Source organism: Stenotrophomonas maltophilia group sp. P373, assembly GCF_053295075.1.
Window position 1 is genome coordinate 734,501 of record NZ_CM129994.1, and the last position, 15,829, is coordinate 750,329.

At 66.4% G+C, this 15,829-nt stretch carries 14 protein-coding genes and 1 riboswitch; of the genes, 5 read left to right on the forward strand and 9 right to left on the reverse strand.

Going from position 1 to position 15,829, the window contains the following annotated elements:
- The first annotated feature begins 8 nt into the window (after positions 1 to 8).
- A complete protein-coding gene (lpxC, locus tag ACSYHF_RS03310; protein WP_005415298.1) occupies positions 9 to 920 on the forward strand; it encodes a UDP-3-O-acyl-N-acetylglucosamine deacetylase in 912 nt (303 codons plus the stop codon).
- Between the two features lie 281 nt (positions 921 to 1,201).
- On the opposite strand, the gene ACSYHF_RS03315 is transcribed toward lpxC, so the two are convergent.
- Positions 1,202 to 1,651, reverse strand: a complete 450-nt coding sequence (locus ACSYHF_RS03315; RefSeq protein ID WP_049413132.1) for a DUF721 domain-containing protein — start codon at positions 1,649 to 1,651, stop codon at positions 1,202 to 1,204.
- A 12-nt stretch (positions 1,652 to 1,663) separates the two neighbouring features.
- Between ACSYHF_RS03315 and ACSYHF_RS03320 the strand changes: the two genes are divergently transcribed.
- From ACSYHF_RS03320 to ACSYHF_RS03330, 3 genes are all read left to right on the forward strand, one after another.
- The gene (locus tag ACSYHF_RS03320) at positions 1,664 to 2,620 is read left to right on the forward strand and encodes a M23 family metallopeptidase (protein WP_447576083.1); all 957 of its coding nucleotides are present in this window, start codon (positions 1,664 to 1,666) and stop codon (positions 2,618 to 2,620) included.
- A gap of 302 nt (positions 2,621 to 2,922) precedes the next feature.
- Complete coding sequence (secA, locus tag ACSYHF_RS03325) at positions 2,923 to 5,655, forward strand: preprotein translocase subunit SecA (protein WP_005415301.1); 2,733 nt, start codon at positions 2,923 to 2,925, stop codon at positions 5,653 to 5,655.
- Between the two features lie 101 nt (positions 5,656 to 5,756).
- A complete protein-coding gene (locus ACSYHF_RS03330; RefSeq protein WP_069139507.1) occupies positions 5,757 to 6,710 on the forward strand; it encodes a Nudix family hydrolase in 954 nt (317 codons plus the stop codon).
- 102 nt (positions 6,711 to 6,812) lie between these two features.
- Here the strand turns inward: ACSYHF_RS03330 and ACSYHF_RS03335 are convergent, their stop codons facing one another.
- The 3 genes from ACSYHF_RS03335 to ACSYHF_RS03345 all read right to left on the reverse strand — a co-directional run bounded on the left by ACSYHF_RS03335 (position 6,813) and on the right by ACSYHF_RS03345 (position 9,883).
- Positions 6,813 to 7,397: a DUF4124 domain-containing protein gene (locus ACSYHF_RS03335; protein ID WP_053498830.1), complete on the reverse strand. Its 585-nt coding sequence runs from the start codon at positions 7,395 to 7,397 to the stop codon at positions 6,813 to 6,815.
- A gap of 40 nt (positions 7,398 to 7,437) precedes the next feature.
- On the reverse strand, positions 7,438 to 8,265 hold the full coding sequence (gene metF / locus ACSYHF_RS03340) for a methylenetetrahydrofolate reductase [NAD(P)H] (protein ID WP_262222096.1): 828 nt from the start codon (positions 8,263 to 8,265) through the stop codon (positions 7,438 to 7,440).
- Positions 8,266 to 8,374: 109 nt separating this feature from the next.
- On the reverse strand, positions 8,375 to 9,883 hold the full coding sequence (locus ACSYHF_RS03345; RefSeq protein ID WP_262222097.1) for an amidohydrolase family protein: 1,509 nt from the start codon (positions 9,881 to 9,883) through the stop codon (positions 8,375 to 8,377).
- A gap of 136 nt (positions 9,884 to 10,019) precedes the next feature.
- Here ACSYHF_RS03345 and ACSYHF_RS03350 point away from each other — a divergent pair, with 136 nt between their 5' ends.
- On the forward strand, positions 10,020 to 10,577 hold the full coding sequence (locus ACSYHF_RS03350; protein WP_053498826.1) for a DUF3228 family protein: 558 nt from the start codon (positions 10,020 to 10,022) through the stop codon (positions 10,575 to 10,577).
- Positions 10,578 to 10,652: 75 nt separating this feature from the next.
- Here the strand turns inward: ACSYHF_RS03350 and ACSYHF_RS03355 are convergent, their stop codons facing one another.
- The 5 genes from ACSYHF_RS03355 to ahcY all read right to left on the reverse strand — a co-directional run bounded on the left by ACSYHF_RS03355 (position 10,653) and on the right by ahcY (position 15,605).
- Entirely contained in the window at positions 10,653 to 11,138 is a 486-nt protein-coding gene (locus ACSYHF_RS03355) for a hypothetical protein (RefSeq protein WP_005415307.1), read from the reverse strand.
- A complete protein-coding gene (gene ybaK, locus ACSYHF_RS03360) occupies positions 11,138 to 11,611 on the reverse strand; it encodes a Cys-tRNA(Pro) deacylase (protein ID WP_111128372.1) in 474 nt (157 codons plus the stop codon). The genes ACSYHF_RS03355 and ybaK overlap by 1 nt, the downstream gene beginning before the upstream one ends.
- Positions 11,612 to 11,721: 110 nt before the next feature.
- Positions 11,722 to 13,062, reverse strand: a complete 1,341-nt coding sequence (locus ACSYHF_RS03365; RefSeq protein ID WP_235649826.1) for a peptidoglycan-binding domain-containing protein — start codon at positions 13,060 to 13,062, stop codon at positions 11,722 to 11,724.
- Between the two features lie 49 nt (positions 13,063 to 13,111).
- Positions 13,112 to 13,900 carry a lysozyme inhibitor LprI family protein gene (locus ACSYHF_RS03370; protein WP_069139511.1) on the reverse strand — a complete coding sequence of 263 codons (789 nt, stop codon included), beginning with the start codon at positions 13,898 to 13,900 and terminating at the stop codon, positions 13,112 to 13,114.
- Positions 13,901 to 14,159: 259 nt separating this feature from the next.
- Complete coding sequence (gene ahcY / locus ACSYHF_RS03375; protein WP_033834449.1) at positions 14,160 to 15,605, reverse strand: adenosylhomocysteinase; 1,446 nt, start codon at positions 15,603 to 15,605, stop codon at positions 14,160 to 14,162.
- 36 nt (positions 15,606 to 15,641) lie between these two features.
- Positions 15,642 to 15,725: riboswitch (S-adenosyl-L-homocysteine riboswitch) on the reverse strand.
- Positions 15,726 to 15,829 lie beyond the last annotated feature (104 nt).

A 15,829-nucleotide genomic window follows, 5' to 3' on the forward strand; every position in this document is an offset into this window, starting at 1 on the left:
CCATCCCCATGATCCAGCAACGCACCCTCAAGAACACGATCCGCGCCACCGGCGTTGGCCTGCATAGTGGTGACAAGGTCTACATGACCCTGCGCCCGGCACCGGTCAACCATGGCATCGTGTTCCGCCGCGTGGACCTGGACCCGGTGGTGGAAGTGCCGGCCAAGGCCGAACTGGTCACCGAAGTGACCCTGTGCACCGGCCTGACTTGCAACGACGCCAAGATCCAGACCGTCGAACACCTGATGTCGGCGCTGGCCGGCCTGGGTGTGGACAACATCATCGTCGAGCTGTCCTCGGCCGAGCTGCCGATCATGGACGGTTCGGCCGGCCCGTTCGTGTTCCTGCTGCAGTCGGCAGGCATCGTGGAACAGGATGCGCCCAAGCGCTTCATCCGCGTGCTGAAGACCGTGGAAGTGACCGAGGGCGACAAGGTGGCCCGCTTCACCCCGTACGAGGGTTACAAGCTGGGTTTCACCATCCAGTTCAACCACCCGATGATTCCGGCCAAGCAGTCGCGCCAGGAAATCGAGTTCTCGACGCTGGCCTACACCAAGGAAATCTCCCGCGCGCGCACCTTTGGTTTCATGCGCGACCTGGAGTACATGCGCGAGCGCAACCTGGGTCTGGGCGGTTCGATGGACAACGCCATCGTGCTGGACGAGTTCCGCGTGCTCAACGAAGACGGCTTGCGCTACGCCGACGAATTCGTGCGCCACAAGATCCTTGACGCCATCGGCGACCTCTATCTGGCCGGTGGCCAGGTGTTGGGTGCCTACGAAGGCTTCAAGTCCGGCCACGCGCTCAACAACAAGCTGGTGCGGGCCCTGATGGCCGATGCCAGTGCCTGGGAATGGGTCAGCTTCGACTCGCCGGCCACACCGGATCCGGTGGAATACGCCACCCCGGCGTATGCCTGATTCCATAGGCTGTTGAATTTAAAGATAAAAACGCCGCCTTCCTGGGCGGCGTTCTTGTTTCCGCCGTCGCCGACGCATTCAGCGTGCTTGAAAGACGTCAAGGCTGGTTCAAGGTCACGGTTTTGTGAACCTGTTGGATCAGAAGCCTGAATTTAACGCAGTTTTAACAACAATCTAACGACAGGCCCCCGGATGGCCGCTAGGATGCGACCCGGCCCCCGAAATGTTTCACGCCGTGGTGACACGCGCGACGGGGAGCGGAGCCGGATGCTCCGTTGCCATCAGGACCGTTTCTTCGGCTTCGAGGGAACGTCCTGCAGGCAAGCCAAGGCGTCGCGTAGCCCTTTGTGCGTGGCGGCTGAAACTGCGTGGGGTCCATTCCGGTTGTCGAGCGCTGGGGAGCGCGTGGGAGTGGGAGACGCAGTCTTGATGGTCACCCTGGTGGCCTTCAGCCCGATGGAACGGGCCGCGTCGAGCAGCTGGGCTTCGGCAAGCCGCAACTTGGCATGCCAGACCGGGGACTCGACGAGAAAAACGAGGTGTTCCCCGTCCACATTGGCCAGCCGGCAACGGCTGCGCAGAGGTGGCGGCAACTGGGGGCGCAACTGACGGTCCAGCGCGTCGAGCCACAGGGCACGCCGCAGCGGGTTCCCGCTTTTGTCCGCCATTACCGCATCCAGCGCCGGTTTCGGTGCCGACGCGGGGCGAACGCTGGATTTCGGCTCAGACATGAAAACTCACTGATGGCATTCAAAAAGATCGTAATCAAAACGCGTGAAGGACAGGCCAAATCGTCGCCGATCACGCGTTTGCGGTTCTATTTCGAGGACCGCCCCCGCGCCCTGCTGGGCAGCGTGCTCGGGGTAGGCTGCATTATCGGCCTTGCTGGCGGCATTGGCGCCAGCGCGCTGAATGATTCCCGGCTACAGGCCAAGGTCGAGCGCCAGGATGCGGAGCTGGCCAAGGTCAAGCGCGATGCGCAGACCCAGGTCAATGCGCTGGCGGCTCGCCTCGGCGAGCTGCAGGCCCAGGCGACCCGCCTCAACGCCCTCGGCGAACGGCTGACCCAGATGGGCAAGCTGGAGGACGGCGAGTTCGACTTCACCGAGACCCCCGGCCTCGGTGACGGTGACGCAGGCGGCCCGACCAGCGACATCCCGGTCAAGGACGTCAACGCCGACTTACAGGTGCTGGAGCAGCGCTTCGCTGCTTCAGGCCGCCAGCTGTCGGTGATGGAATCGCTGATGTTCGACCACCAGCTGCAGCAGAACGCCGTGCCGTCGCGCATGCCGATCCGCAACAGCTACGTGACCTCCGGCTTCGGCACCCGTGCCGACCCGTTCGGCCGCGGCGCCGCCACCCACAAGGGCATGGACTTCCACGCAAAGGTCGGTGACCCGGTGATGGCCGTGGCCGAGGGCGTGGTCAGCTTCGCCGGCGTGAAGGGCGGCTACGGAAATGTCGTCGATGTCGACCATGGCAATGGCTATGTCACCCGCTACGCGCACAATTCGCGCCTGGTGGTGAAGGCCGGCGACCTGGTCCGTGCCGGCCAGGAAGTGGCCAAGGCCGGTTCCACCGGCCGTTCGACCGGTGCCCACGTGCACTTCGAGGTGTGGGAGAACGGCAACGTGGTCAACCCGCGCAAGTTCCTCGGCGACGGCGGCAACACGCCGGTCGGGCGGGTCAGCCGCGGTTGATCCCCCGGTCGGATCCCTTCCGCGCCGCGCAAGGGCTCTGACCCGACTCGGTTGATCTGGTAGTGCCGGCCGCTGGCCGGCAACCTCATGGATTTCGGCAGCATCGCGGATTGCCGGCCAGCGGCCGGCACTACCGGGAATGTTCGGATGCCATTGCCGCCAAAGGGTTGAAACCCCTTGGGGCCGTCCCAAGCTACAATGGGTGTTGCCATCGACAGGGCGCCAGGCGCCCTGTTTCGTTTGCGGCGGACGGATCCCCAGGGGGAGGCCGGGCGTCGTGTCCATCCAACCCGGTTCCTTCAATGATCAACAGCCTGCTTACCCGCGTATTTGGCAGTCGTAACGAACGACAGCTGCGCCAGCTCAACCGCATCGTCGCCAAGATCAATGCGCTGGAGCCGGAGATCGAGAAGCTGTCCGACGAGCAGCTTCAGGCCAAGACGCCGGAGTTCAAGCAGCGCATTGCTGGCGGTGAAGCCCTGGACAAGGTGCTGCCGGAAGCCTTCGCGGTCTGCCGCGAAGCCGGTCGCCGCGTGCTGGGCATGCGCCACTACGACGTGCAGCTGATCGGCGGCATGGTGCTTCACCTGGGCAAGATCGCAGAAATGCGCACCGGTGAAGGCAAGACCCTGGTGGCGACCCTGCCGGTGTACCTCAACGCGCTGGAAGGCAAGGGCGTGCACGTGGTCACCGTGAACGACTACCTGGCCCGCCGCGACGCCGCGCAGATGGGCAAGCTGTACAACTGGCTGGGCCTGAGCGTGGGCGTGGTGTACCCGGGCATGCCGCACAGCGACAAGCGCGAAGCCTACGCTGCGGACATCACCTACGGCACCAACAACGAATTCGGTTTCGACTACCTGCGCGACAACATGGCGCTGTCCAAGGCCGACCGCTACCAGCGCGGCCTGCACTACGCCATCGTCGACGAAGTCGACTCCATCCTGATCGACGAAGCGCGCACCCCGCTGATCATCTCCGGTCCGGCCGATGATTCCCCGGAGCTGTACATCCGCGTCAACCGTGTCGTGCCGCACCTGGTCAAGCAGGAAGCGGAAGACGGCGAAGGCGATTTCTGGGTCGACGAGAAGGGCAAGCAGGTGCACCTGTCCGAAGCGGGCATGGAGCACGCCGAGCAGCTGCTGGTCGAGGCCGGCATCCTCGATGGCGAGACCGAAGGCCTGTACGCGGCGCAGAACCTGACCGTGGTGCACCACCTCAACGCCGCCCTGCGCGCGCACGCGATCTACCAGCGTGACGTGGACTACATCGTGCGCGATGGCGAAGTGGTCATCGTCGACGAATTCACCGGCCGTACCCTGGCCGGCCGCCGCTGGTCCGATGGCCTGCACCAGGCGGTGGAAGCGAAGGAAGGCGTGCCGGTGCAGCGCGAGAACCAGACGCTGGCGAGCATCACCTTCCAGAACCTGTTCCGCATGTACAAGAAGCTGTCCGGCATGACCGGTACGGCCGATACCGAAGCGTTCGAGTTCCAGAGCATCTATGGCCTGGAAGTGGTGGTGATCCCGACCAACCGCCCGACCATCCGCAAGGACAGCCCGGACCAGGTGTTCCTCAACCGCAAGGGCAAGTTCAATGCGGTGCTGGCCGACATCGAAGAGTGCGCCAAGCGCGGCCAGCCGGTGCTGGTGGGTACCACCTCGATCGAAACCTCGGAAATGCTGTCCGAGCACCTGAGCAAGGCCGGCGTGAAGCACGAAGTGCTCAACGCCAAGCAGCATGACCGCGAAGCGACCATCGTCGCCAACGCGGGCCGCCCGGCGGCGGTGACCATCGCCACCAACATGGCCGGTCGTGGTACCGACATCGTGCTGGGCGGCTCGCTGGAAGCCGAGATCCACGCTCTGGGCGAGGACGCAACCGACGAGCAGAAGGCGGCGGTCAAGGCCGAATGGCAGAAGCGCCACGACGCAGTGAAGGCCGCTGGCGGCCTGCATATCGTCGGCACCGAGCGCCACGAGTCGCGTCGTATCGACAACCAGCTGCGCGGCCGTTCGGGCCGCCAGGGTGACCCGGGTTCGTCCCGTTTCTACCTGTCGCTGGAAGACAACCTGATGCGCATCTTCGCCTCCGACTGGGTGCAGAAGGCCATGCGCATGATGGGCATGAAGGAAGACGACGTCATCGAGGACCGCCTGGTCAGCCGCCAGATCGAAAAGGCGCAGCGCAAGGTCGAGGCCCACAACTTCGACATCCGCAAGAACCTGCTGGACTTCGACGACGTCAACAACGATCAGCGCAAGGTGATCTACGCCCAGCGCGACGAGCTGCTGGACGCCGAATCGGTGAAGGACAACGTCGACGGCATCCGTGACGACGTGATCTTCGACATCGTTGCGCGCTTCGTGCCGCCGAACTCGATCGACGAGCAGTGGGACCTGCGTGGCCTGGAAGCGACCCTGGAGTCGGACTTCGGCCTGCAGATGTCGCTGACCGACCTGGTCAAGCAGCATGAGGAACTGGACGCCGAGGCCATCGCCAGCAAGGTCCAGGAGCGCGTCAACCAGCACTTCGCCGAGAAGGAAGCCAGCCTGGGCGAAGAGACCATGCGCGCGCTGGAGAAGCACGTGATGCTGACCGTGCTGGACCAGAGCTGGAAGGAGCACCTGGCGCGCATGGATTACCTGCGCCAGGGCATCTACCTGCGTGGTTACGCGCAGAAGCAGCCCAAGCAGGAATACAAGAAGGAAGCCTTCGAGCTGTTCTCGGACATGCTGGAGAACGTCAAGCGCGAAGTGGTGACCCTGCTGGCCCGCGTGCGTATCCGCAGCGACGAGGAAGTGCAGGCCCTGGAGGCCGCCGAGCGGCAGCAGGCGCAGGCTCGCCTGAGCCAGTCGCAGTTCCAGCACCAGGATGCGGGCGGCTACAGTGCCGACGAGGAAGCCGCGCAGGTGCAGGCTGCGCAGCAGGGCGTCGCGCAGATGCAGCGCGACGAGCCGAAGATCGGCCGCAACGATCCGTGCCCGTGCGGCAGTGGCAAGAAGTACAAGCACTGCCACGGCCAGCTGAGCTGATCCCGAAGAGCCCCGCGAAAGCGGGGCTTTTCGTTTGTTGCGGGGGAGTTGCACCGGTTCCGTGATTGCGCCGGCCGCACTGTTCTGGGCATGCTTCCCCCATGCCTTCCCCCACCCGATCGATCCACGTCGTGGCCGCCGTCATCACCGACGCCCGTGGCCGCGTGCTGCTCAACCGCCGTACCGAGAACCGCGACATGGCCGGCCTGTGGGAGTTCCCCGGCGGCAAGCGCGAAACCGGCGAGACCTCCGAACAGGCGCTGGCGCGTGAACTGCGCGAAGAGCTGGGCATCGAGGCCGATGTCGGGCCCTGGCTGATGGACGTGCCGCAGCGCTATCCGGACAAGCACCTGACCCTGGAAGTCCGCCATGTGCGCAGCTGGAAGGGCACCCCGCGCGGCCGCGAAGGCCAGGCGATCACCTGGGTGGCGCAGGACAAGCTGGGCCGCTATTCGATGCCGCCGGCCGACCTGCCGGTGGTGGCCGCACTGCGCCAACCGGACCGCTACCTGATCACGCCGGCGCCAGCTGACGATGCCAGCGGCGTGCAGCACTGGCATGACTGCCTGCAGCGCGCGGTCGCGGCGGGCCAGCAGCGCATCCAGCTGCGCCTGCCACCGGAACACCCGCAACGGCAGGCAATGATCGAACAGGCCGTGCGCGCGCATCGTCGCGGCGTGCAATGGCTGGTCAACCGCGATGTCGCGCTGGCACGCGCACTGGGCGTGGGTGTGCACCTGGGCAGCGAGCAGCTGCAGGACCTGCAGGAACGGCCCTTGCCGGAAGGGCAGCTTGTCGCCGCGTCCTGCCACGACCTGGAGCAGCTGCAGGCGGCGCAGCGGCTGGGCTGCGACTTCGTGGTGCTCGGCCCGGTGCAGGCCACGGCCAGCCACCCCGGGGCAGTGCCGCTGGGCTGGGAGGCCTTCGCCGCGCTGCGCGCGCAGGTGTCGCTGCCGATCTACGCGTTGGGTGGGATGGTCGCCGGCCATATCGCCGAAGCCCGTCGCCACGGTGGGCAGGGTATCGCTGCGATTGGCGGGTTGTGGCCGGCGTGAGCCGGCATGCGGGGCCCGATCCCTGCGCAGCGGGGCTCTGACCCCATCGCGGCAATCCGGGGTCGGAGCCCTTTCCGCTGGAAAGGGATCCGACCCGTCCGGTCACAACGTGATCCAGAAACACCCGTATTGACGCCGCAACCCCAGCACCGTCGAAGCGCGCGACACGCTGCCGGGCAGGGTCTGTTCCAGGCGCAGGCCGACCGGATGCCGCACGGCCGACGGCTCCGGGTCGGATACCTGCGCCGCAGGGCTCTGATCCTCATCCTGCGATTGCGGCAGCGCCTGCGAGGGATACACCGGTACCACGTCTACCAGCGGCCGCCGCGCCAGCGATTCCAGTTGACCGAGGATGCGCTGCGCACCGGCATCGGAGACCGCGCCCCACAGGTACAGCGACGACAACCGGTTCACATCGTTGCTGAGGATGCCGATGCGCAGCGCGTCCACCAGCTCGCTAAGGCGCCGTGGGCAGCGCGCCCCCAGGGTGTCGCGCCGCAGGGTGCTGCCGGTGGGCGCGGGCGGTGGCAATCGTGATCGGGCTCCGACGCTGTCGCAGGGCCGGTCGGTATACACGCTCTGGCCCTGCGCATCGGTGCAGCGGTTCAAGCGCGTGGACTGCGCATGGACAACGCTCGATGCCGAGCACAATGACAGCAGCAACAGCAGGAAGGAAAGCCGGTTCATCGACGCAGGGTAGCGCCGATCGCGGTGGCATGGCGTGCTTTCAGCCGTGCAGCAGCTTCAGCACCGACGTGGTCGGCTTGGCCAGGTTCAGGGTGTAGAAGTGCAGGCCCGGCGCGCCGCCCTCGACCAGGCGCTGGCACAGCCTGGCGACCACTTCGGTACCGAACGCCCGCACCGATTCGGCGTCATCGCCATAGGCCTGCATCTTGCGGCTGATCCAGCGCGGGATCTCCGCACCGCACTGCTCGGAGAAACGGCGCAGCTGGCTGAAGTTGGCGATCGGCATGATGCCGGGCGTGATCGGTACCTGTACGCCGAGCCGGCGCACGGCATCGACGAAGTGGAAGTACGCATCCGGGTTGTAGAAATACTGGGTGATCGCCGCGTCGGCGCCGGCATCGATCTTGGCCTTGAAGTGCTTCAGGTCGGCCAATGCATCGGAGGCCTGTGGATGGGTCTCCGGGTAGGCACCTACCTCGATGCGGAACGCATCGCCGTGTTCGGCGCGGATGAACTCGATCAGCTCGGCGGCATAGCGCATGTCGCCGGGGAAGCCCATGCCGGAGGGCAAGTCGCCGCGCAGCGCGACCAGGCGATGGCAGCCGATGGCGCGGTACAGCTTGAGCAGTTCGCGGATTTCCTGGCGGGTGCCGCCGACACACGACAGATGCGGTGCGGCCTCGAAGCCATGGTGCTGGTTGAGATGGCGCACGGTCTCGGAGGTATAGCTCAGCGTCGAGCCACCAGCGCCGAAGGTACAGGACACGTACTCGGGGCTGTAGTCCTTCAGCTTGGCTGCGGCGCGATCCAGCTGGCTGCGCTGTTCGTCGGTCTTGGGCGGATAGAACTCGAAGCTGATGGCAGTCATGGCACGGGCGGCGGCGGCGGGTGCGGATCAGTATATCGCTTCATCAAGATGGATGTGCGCGAATATGTGGAAGCGTGGCCGCTGCCGGGCGCTCGCGCGGGACAGGCTGCTACAGCTCAGCGCTGACCGGGCTGGTGATGAAGCCCCACAGCAGGCGCGCCATCACCGCCGGCGAGCGTGCCTGTGCACGGGCGTACGCCCACAGTGCGTCCAGGCGCGGGCGGTCGTACAAGTGCCCGGCCAGCAGCACGGCGTGGATGCGGCGCGTGTTGCCGGTGTCCAGCAGCGGATCGCCATCGAGCAACACCAGGTCGGCGGCCCGGCCGACCTCGACGCTGCCATGCGATGCCTGCAGCTGCAGATGACGCGCGGCCTGCAGCGTGGCCGCACGCAGCACGTCGGCCTGGCTCAGCCCCGCCTGCCGCAGCCACTGCAGTTCGTCGTGGTAACGCAGTCCACCCAGTCCGGTATCGGTGCCGACCAGTACGGTCACGCCAGCCCGATGGGCGGCGCCGGTGAGCGCCAGGCCATGGGTGAAGTAGGCCTTCAGCGCCTGTTCGCCGCGCGCGCCGGGATAGCGCGCCACGGTGGCCTTCAGATCGTCGCGCCATGCCCAGCGCGAGAGCGGATCCAGGTAGGCCAGGCGCGGGTCGTCGACGAACGCCGGATCGCGCGCGCGTGCATCCTCTTCGCGGGTGACATGGGTCGGTACGAACGCCGCACCGCTGGCCTGCATCAGGTCGAACGCCTGGGCGCAGAGGGCGGGCTGGTAGTCACCCACCATGGCTTCGGCGAGCGCGGTCGGGTTCCCGTCATCGAGCGAGCCTTCGCGCCAGGCGGCGGCACTGTCCACGCAATGGCGCACGAACAGATGGCCGTGCTCGAAGCTGCGCTGGCCCGCGTGCAATGCGGCTTCCAGCGGGACCGCCCTGGGCAGGTGTCCGACCAGGGGCAGATGCAGCTGCCGCGCTTCGCTGGCCAGCCGCTGGTAGGTCTCCGCGCGAAGGCGGTTGTAGACCTTGAACGCATCGACGCCGCGTGCGCGGTACGCGTGTGCACGTTCGCCCGCTGCATCCGGCGTCAGCGCCGGGTCTTCAAAATAGAAGCTGGCGATCTGTACGAAGCGCGGTGCAACCTGCTGCCCGGCAATGGCCTGTGCGGTCCAGCGGCGCTTGTCGGCCACGCAGGCGATCAGCGGATCGGTGGCCTGTGGGCAGTCCATCATGTCGCGGGTACCGGTGATGCCGTTGGCCAGCATCAACGGAAACTGCAGTTGCGGTGACAGCTGCAGTGCATGGGTGTGCATGTCCCAGAAACCGGGCAGCAGCCAGCGTCCGCCCGCATCGAGAACCGGCAACGTGGTCTCCGGCGGGTCTTCACCGATGGCGGTGATGGTGCCGTTGCGCACGGTCACCGTGGTGGGTTCGCTGGCCTGGCCGCGGGCGATGTCCACCACGCGTGCGTTGACGATCACGTGACTGTTGCCGGGGTGGGGCAGCGGTGGTGCAGACAGCGGCCAGAGCAGGGCGGCGGTGAACAACAGGGGGGGGACCAGCAGGAGCACGGCCAGCACGCGCGGCCAGCGGCGACGACGGACGGAGCGGGGTAGTGCATCCATGAACCGGCAATCCTTGCATGGGGTCGCCTGCAGGGTGCGCCAACATGGGTGCCGATGCCAGTGACCATCGGCATCCCGCCCTCCATGCCGCGTGGGCAGGTACCCTGTGCAGCGGATTCCCTGATCACGCCGCGCCATGTCCATCGTTCTCACCGATTTCGCCCGTCCCCGCCTGTTCCCGCGCGTACCGCGTGGCAACACGATCCAGGACTGCACTGCCGAACAGTTCGAAGCGCACCTCAACGCGCACGCGCCGATGAAGGTACTGGACGGCTATGCGCCGTTCTGCAAACTGTTCGTCTACGAGAACTGGACCAGCACGCGCTGCCTGACCGTGCCGATCACCGAGGCCAACCGCCATCTGCTGCGCAGTGGTTACGAGGCACGCAATCGCGACGAACTGCCGGTGCTGGTGCGCTGGTTCGAGGGCGTGGAGTCGCCGCGTGCGAACTATCTGGTGGTGATCCTGTACAGCGCCGAGCAGCTGGCGAAGGAAGGCTCGCCGATCGAGGCCGACTGGGGCATCGTCGGCTGTATCTATACCGCCGAGCCGGAAGAGGTGCCGATGGCGCCGATCACGATGATGCGCAATGCGCTGGGCGTGGAAGAGGGCGGTTCCGGCGTGCCGTTGGACCGCGAGGCCTACCGGCGTTCTGTCGAGTTCTGGGAGAGCAACGCGAACTGGCGGCCGTGAGCGATATTGGTCATCCACGCATCGCGTGAGTGTACGGACCGCAGTAGAGCCACGCCATGCTTGGCTGCCTGGCCTTCAGGCAGCTTTCCATTCCCACCACGGGTAGTGGTACTCGCGGTCGATGGCCTGCCAATGCTGGCCGCAGTGCATGCAGGCAACGTTGTGGCAATCGCCCCAACCATCCTCGGCCTCCTGCAACGCGAGCAGCTGCATCTGCCCTTGTTCGATCAGGCGGCGCGGATCGAAGAACGGGTAGCCGGGATTGAGCGCGCACAGGCAGCCTGCGTGCGCCTGCCAGTGACGCAGCCGTTTCAGGGCCGCCTCCAGATGCGCCTGGTTGCTGATCAGCATGCCGCCGAGGGTGATGCCGTGGCAGCTGCGTTCAATCAGGTCCACATGCGCGGCCAATGCGTCCAGCGACGGTGCACTGAACAGTCGTGCGACGATGCGGGCGGCGTCGGTGATGCGCGTCGCGTCGCGCGACAGCAGGTCCTGCAGCAGCACATCGGCCTGCGCGTCTTCCAGCCTGGGCGGCGGTGCTGCAGACCACGGCCAGCGCATCAGCGTGCCTTGCCGACGGCAGCGTAGTGGCCGGCGGTCAGGCGCAGCAGGTCGGCCGGCGCCAGTTCCACTTCCAGGCCACGGCGGCCGGCGCTGACGTGCAGCGTGGGCAACACCTGCGCGCTGGCATCCAGGAACGTGCGCAGGCGCTTCTTCTGCCCCAGCGGGCTGATGCCGCCGACCAGGTAGCCGGTCGCACGCTGCGCGGCGTCGGCGGCGGCCATCTCGCACTTCTTGCAGCCGGCCGCTTCGGCCAGCGCCTTCAGGTCCAGGTGGCCGGCCACCGGCACGATCGCCACCAGCAGTTCATGTGCTTCAGTGCTGGCCAGCAGGGTCTTGAAGACCTGGGCCGGGTCGAGGCCGAGCTTGTCGACGGCTTCGCCGCCATACGATTCGGCGTGGGCGTCGTGCACATAGCTGCGCACGGTGTGGGCGATCTTCTCGCGCTTGAGCAGGTTGATGGCCGGGGTCATGGACGCATCCTAGCGCGGGGCTGGGGCGTTGCCTTGACCGAGACTCGCGCGTCAACGCAGAACGGGCGCCCGAAGGCGCCCGTCCCGGCTGCGATCGGCTGCATCCAGCATCAGCGCGACATCGACTGCTGCGTCTGCATCTGTTCCTGGGTCTGCCGCTGCGATAGTTCGTTGTCCAGGGCCTGGCTCTGCCGCGTGCTGTCCTGCAGATTGTGGTTCACCGCCTGCGACAGGTCCACGTAGGTGCGATGCATGGCGGGATCGCCGAGCTGGCCCTGCACCGCGAACACGCCCTGGTTGTCCGGCCGCGCCAGCACGGTATCGACCTGGCTCATGCCGGCCAACTTTGACTCGTAAGCCACCTGGCCTGCGGCGTTCTCGAGCTGGCTGCGGTCATTGAACAGCGGCGACAGGCCGCCCTGGCGCCGCTGTTCTTCCAGTGCTTCCAGCTTTTCCACGACCTGCTGGTAACGCGGGTTGTCGGCGTGGCCCGGGGTGGCCATGGTCGGTTCGGCAGCCGGTGCGCGCTGCTGCGTGGCCGCATCCAGTGCGGCCAGGGTAGTGCCGCCAGCCTTGCCGTCTACGGTGAGGTGGTGATCCCGCTGGAACTGCTTGACCGCTTCCAGGGTGCCGGGGCCGAAATCGCCATCGGCCACCAGCGGCTTGCCGTCCTTGCCCAGATAGCCCAGGTCGGACAGCTTCTGCTGCATGGCCTGCACCTCATCGCCCTTGCTGCCGTTGACCAGCACGCCGTTGCCCGCAGGCGTGCCCGGTGACCCGTGCGAGGGAGCATGGGTTGGGGTGATGCCGATCTGGACCATGGCCCGGTCGAAGCGCTCATCGCGGCTGGCTACGGCGGCCTGCGACTGGATGCCGTATTTGGTGGCATCGACGAAGTTCTGCACGTCGCCGCGCGTCGGCGGATTGCCGGCCTGGACCGTGCCGCCCTGCAGCTTTTCCGCATTGCCGGCCAGATAGCTGATGAACTGCGGGCCCATGCTGCCGAACTGGTTGTCATAGTCCGCCATGGCCAACTGCAACTCCGGGTTGGCGGCGATGGCATCGGCCGCGGCCGGATTGGTTGCACGCACCTTGGCGATGGCCTGATCGACACGCTCGATGGCGCTGTCCAGCTTGGCGTTGGTGAGCTCGTCCATCCTGGCCTGCGGAATGGCCTGCAACTTGGCGTCGAGCGCCGCCAGCTGCTGGGTGCTCAATCCGCCCTGCTGGGACAACAGTGCGATGTCACCATCGGTGAAGCCGTTGTCGCGCAGGAAGCGCCTGGCCTGCGGATTGCCGCCGACATCGAACTGCACCAGCCCGAACGAATAGGTGCTTGCGCCTTTCTGTGCGTATGAGAAGTGGTCCAGGTGGCGGGTGTCGCCGCCCAGCTCGGTGTTGAGGAACAGCGTGGACAGCTGTTCGCGCGTAAGGGTGGAATCCGTTGCCATGGTCATCGTCCTTCAATGAGAGAAAAGCGCCGGGCGTGCCCGGCGATTGTCAGCCGGCGCAGTGCTGCTGGGTGAAGCCGAGCAGCTGGCGGATAGCCTGGGTGCCGTAAGCAGCCGGCGCCGGTTCGAGGGCGAACTGGCCAACCATCTGGTTGCTGCACAGCTGTACGGTGCGCCTGCCGGCGGAGGTTTCCTGGGTGCAGTTGGCTGCGAGCAGGGCGTTGGCACCGCCGCCCATGTTCGTGGCGGCCGTGCAGCCCAGCAGGCGGCCTTCCTGGCCGTTCTCACCCAGCAGCGTGTTGAAGTTAGCCAGCTGGCTGTTGGGATCGCGCAACACCAGCAGGTCCACGCACTGCTGCTGGCCGTCAGGGGCTTCGCATGCATCCTGATCGACCAGGCCGTCACGCGTAGCGGACAGCACCTTGAGGCGATCGGCGTACACCTGCCGCAGGCACTGTGCATCGGTGCACAGGTCGCGGGTGTGCGCCTGCCAGCGCTGCTGTTCGGCGTGCAGCTTGCTCTGCCCTGCTGCATCGAGCGTGGCCTGTGCGGCAGTGACCGCCTTGCCCATGTCCGCATCCAGGCCGGTCAGGGTCGGGTCCTTGCAGACCAGGGTCTGTGCCGGCGACGCTGCATCGGCGCAACCAGCGCTCGTGTCGGCAACCGTGGCGGGCGCGTCGGCGGCCCTGCCTGCGGGGCTGGCCTGTCCGCTGGCCGCAGCCGGAGCCGTAGCGCCGGCGTCGGCGGCAGGTGGGGTGCAGGCGGCCAGCAGGGCCACCCAGCACAGGGTCATCAGGGGCTTCATGGCCCGGTTCAGTCGTTCACGGTTGCGCGGCATGTCCTGTCCTTTGGTGTCTGCGTCCCGGCGCATGGCCTGCCGTTGGCAGCCCACGCGGGCGTAAAGCCTAGCAAGCAGCTTCTTAGTGCTCCGTGACAGGGTGCGCGGATCGGTTGCCGGGTGCCGCAACGCAGAACGGGCGCCCGAAGGCGCCCGTCCTGTCTGCATCCGTTGCCGGGGTCAGAGCCCTTTCATGCGGAAAGGGATCCGACCCCGCGTACGCCGGTAGTGCCGGCCGCTGGCCGGCACCCCACAGGCATCAGTAGCGGTAGTGGTCCGGCTTGAACGGGCCTTCCACCGGCACGCCGATGTAGTCGGCCTGTTCCTGGCTCAGGGTGGTCAGCTTCACGCCGATCTTCTCCAGGTGCAGGCGGGCCACTTCTTCGTCCAGCTTCTTCGGCAGCAGGTAGACCTTCTTCTCGTAGCTGTCCTTGTTCGCCCACAGGTCGATCTGTGCCAGGGTCTGGTTGGCGAAGCTGTTGGACATCACGAAGCTCGGGTGGCCGGTGGCGCAGCCCAGGTTCACCAGGCGGCCTTCGGCCAGCAGGAAGATCGCGTTGCCGTTCGGGAAGATGTACTTGTCCACCTGCGGCTTGATGTTGACGTGCTTGATGCCCGGGTAGGACACCAGTGCGTCGACCTGGATCTCGTTGTCGAAGTGGCCGATGTTGCAGACGATGGCCTGGTCCTTCATCGCGCTCAGGTGCTCGATGCGGATGATGTCGCGGTTGCCGGTGGTGGTGACGTACAGGTCGGCACGGCCCAGGGTCGATTCGATGGTGTTGACTTCATAGCCTTCCATCGCCGCCTGCAGGGCGCAGATCGGGTCGATCTCGGTGACGATCACGCGCGCGCCGTAGGCACGCAGCGAGGCCGCGCAGCCCTTGCCGACGTCGCCGTAGCCGCAGACCACGGCCACCTTGCCGGCCAGCATCACGTCCATCGCGCGCTTCAGGCCGTCGGCCAGCGACTCGCGGCAGCCGTACAGGTTGTCGAACTTGCTCTTGGTGACCGAGTCGTTGACGTTGATCGCCGGGATCAGCAGGGTGCCGGCCTGGGCCAGCTGGTACAGGCGGTGCACGCCAGTGGTGGTCTCTTCGGAGACGCCCTTCCAGTCCTTGACCACGCGGCCCCAGTAACCCGGGCGCTCCTTGGCCACGCGCTTGAGCAGGTTCTTGATGACCTGTTCTTCGTGCGAGGCGGACGCGGTGTTGACCCAGTCGCTGCCGTTTTCCAGCTCGTAGCCCTTGTGGATCAGCAGGGTCACGTCACCGCCGTCGTCGACCACCAGTTCCGGGCCGGTCAGGGTGCCGTCGGCCAGGGTGAAGGTCAGCGCGTCCAGGGTGCAGTCCCAGTACTCTTCCAGGGTCTCGCCCTTCCAGGCGAACACCGGGGTGCCGGTGGCGGCGATGGCGGCAGCCGCGTGGTCCTGGGTCGAGAAGATGTTGCACGAGGCCCAGCGCACATCGGCGCCGATGTCCTTCAGGGTCTCGATCAGCACTGCGGTCTGGATGGTCATGTGCAGCGAGCCGGTCACGCGCACGCCCTTCAGCGGCAGCTCGGCCTGGTACTTGCGGCGGATCGACATCAGGCCCGGCATTTCGTGCTCGGCGATGTCCAGTTCCTTGCGGCCCCAGTCGGCCAGCGTGATATCGCGGATCTTGTAATCACCTTCGGTGGAGAAGGTCTTGGCAACAGCGTTCATTCGTGTGCTCCGGTTGTGGGCGAGCGGATGCTCGCATCTAGCCGGGCGCCGTTGTTACAAAGCCACCTTACCGAGCCTGGCCGGGCCTCGTGGGATCCGGTCGCAGCGCCCCTCGGCAGGGGAGAACCCCCATTATATCGCGGCCCCAGCGTGACATCGGCATGACCCAACCATCGGCAGATGGGGCCACGTGCACGGCCTGTTAAGGTCGGAGTTTTCACGCA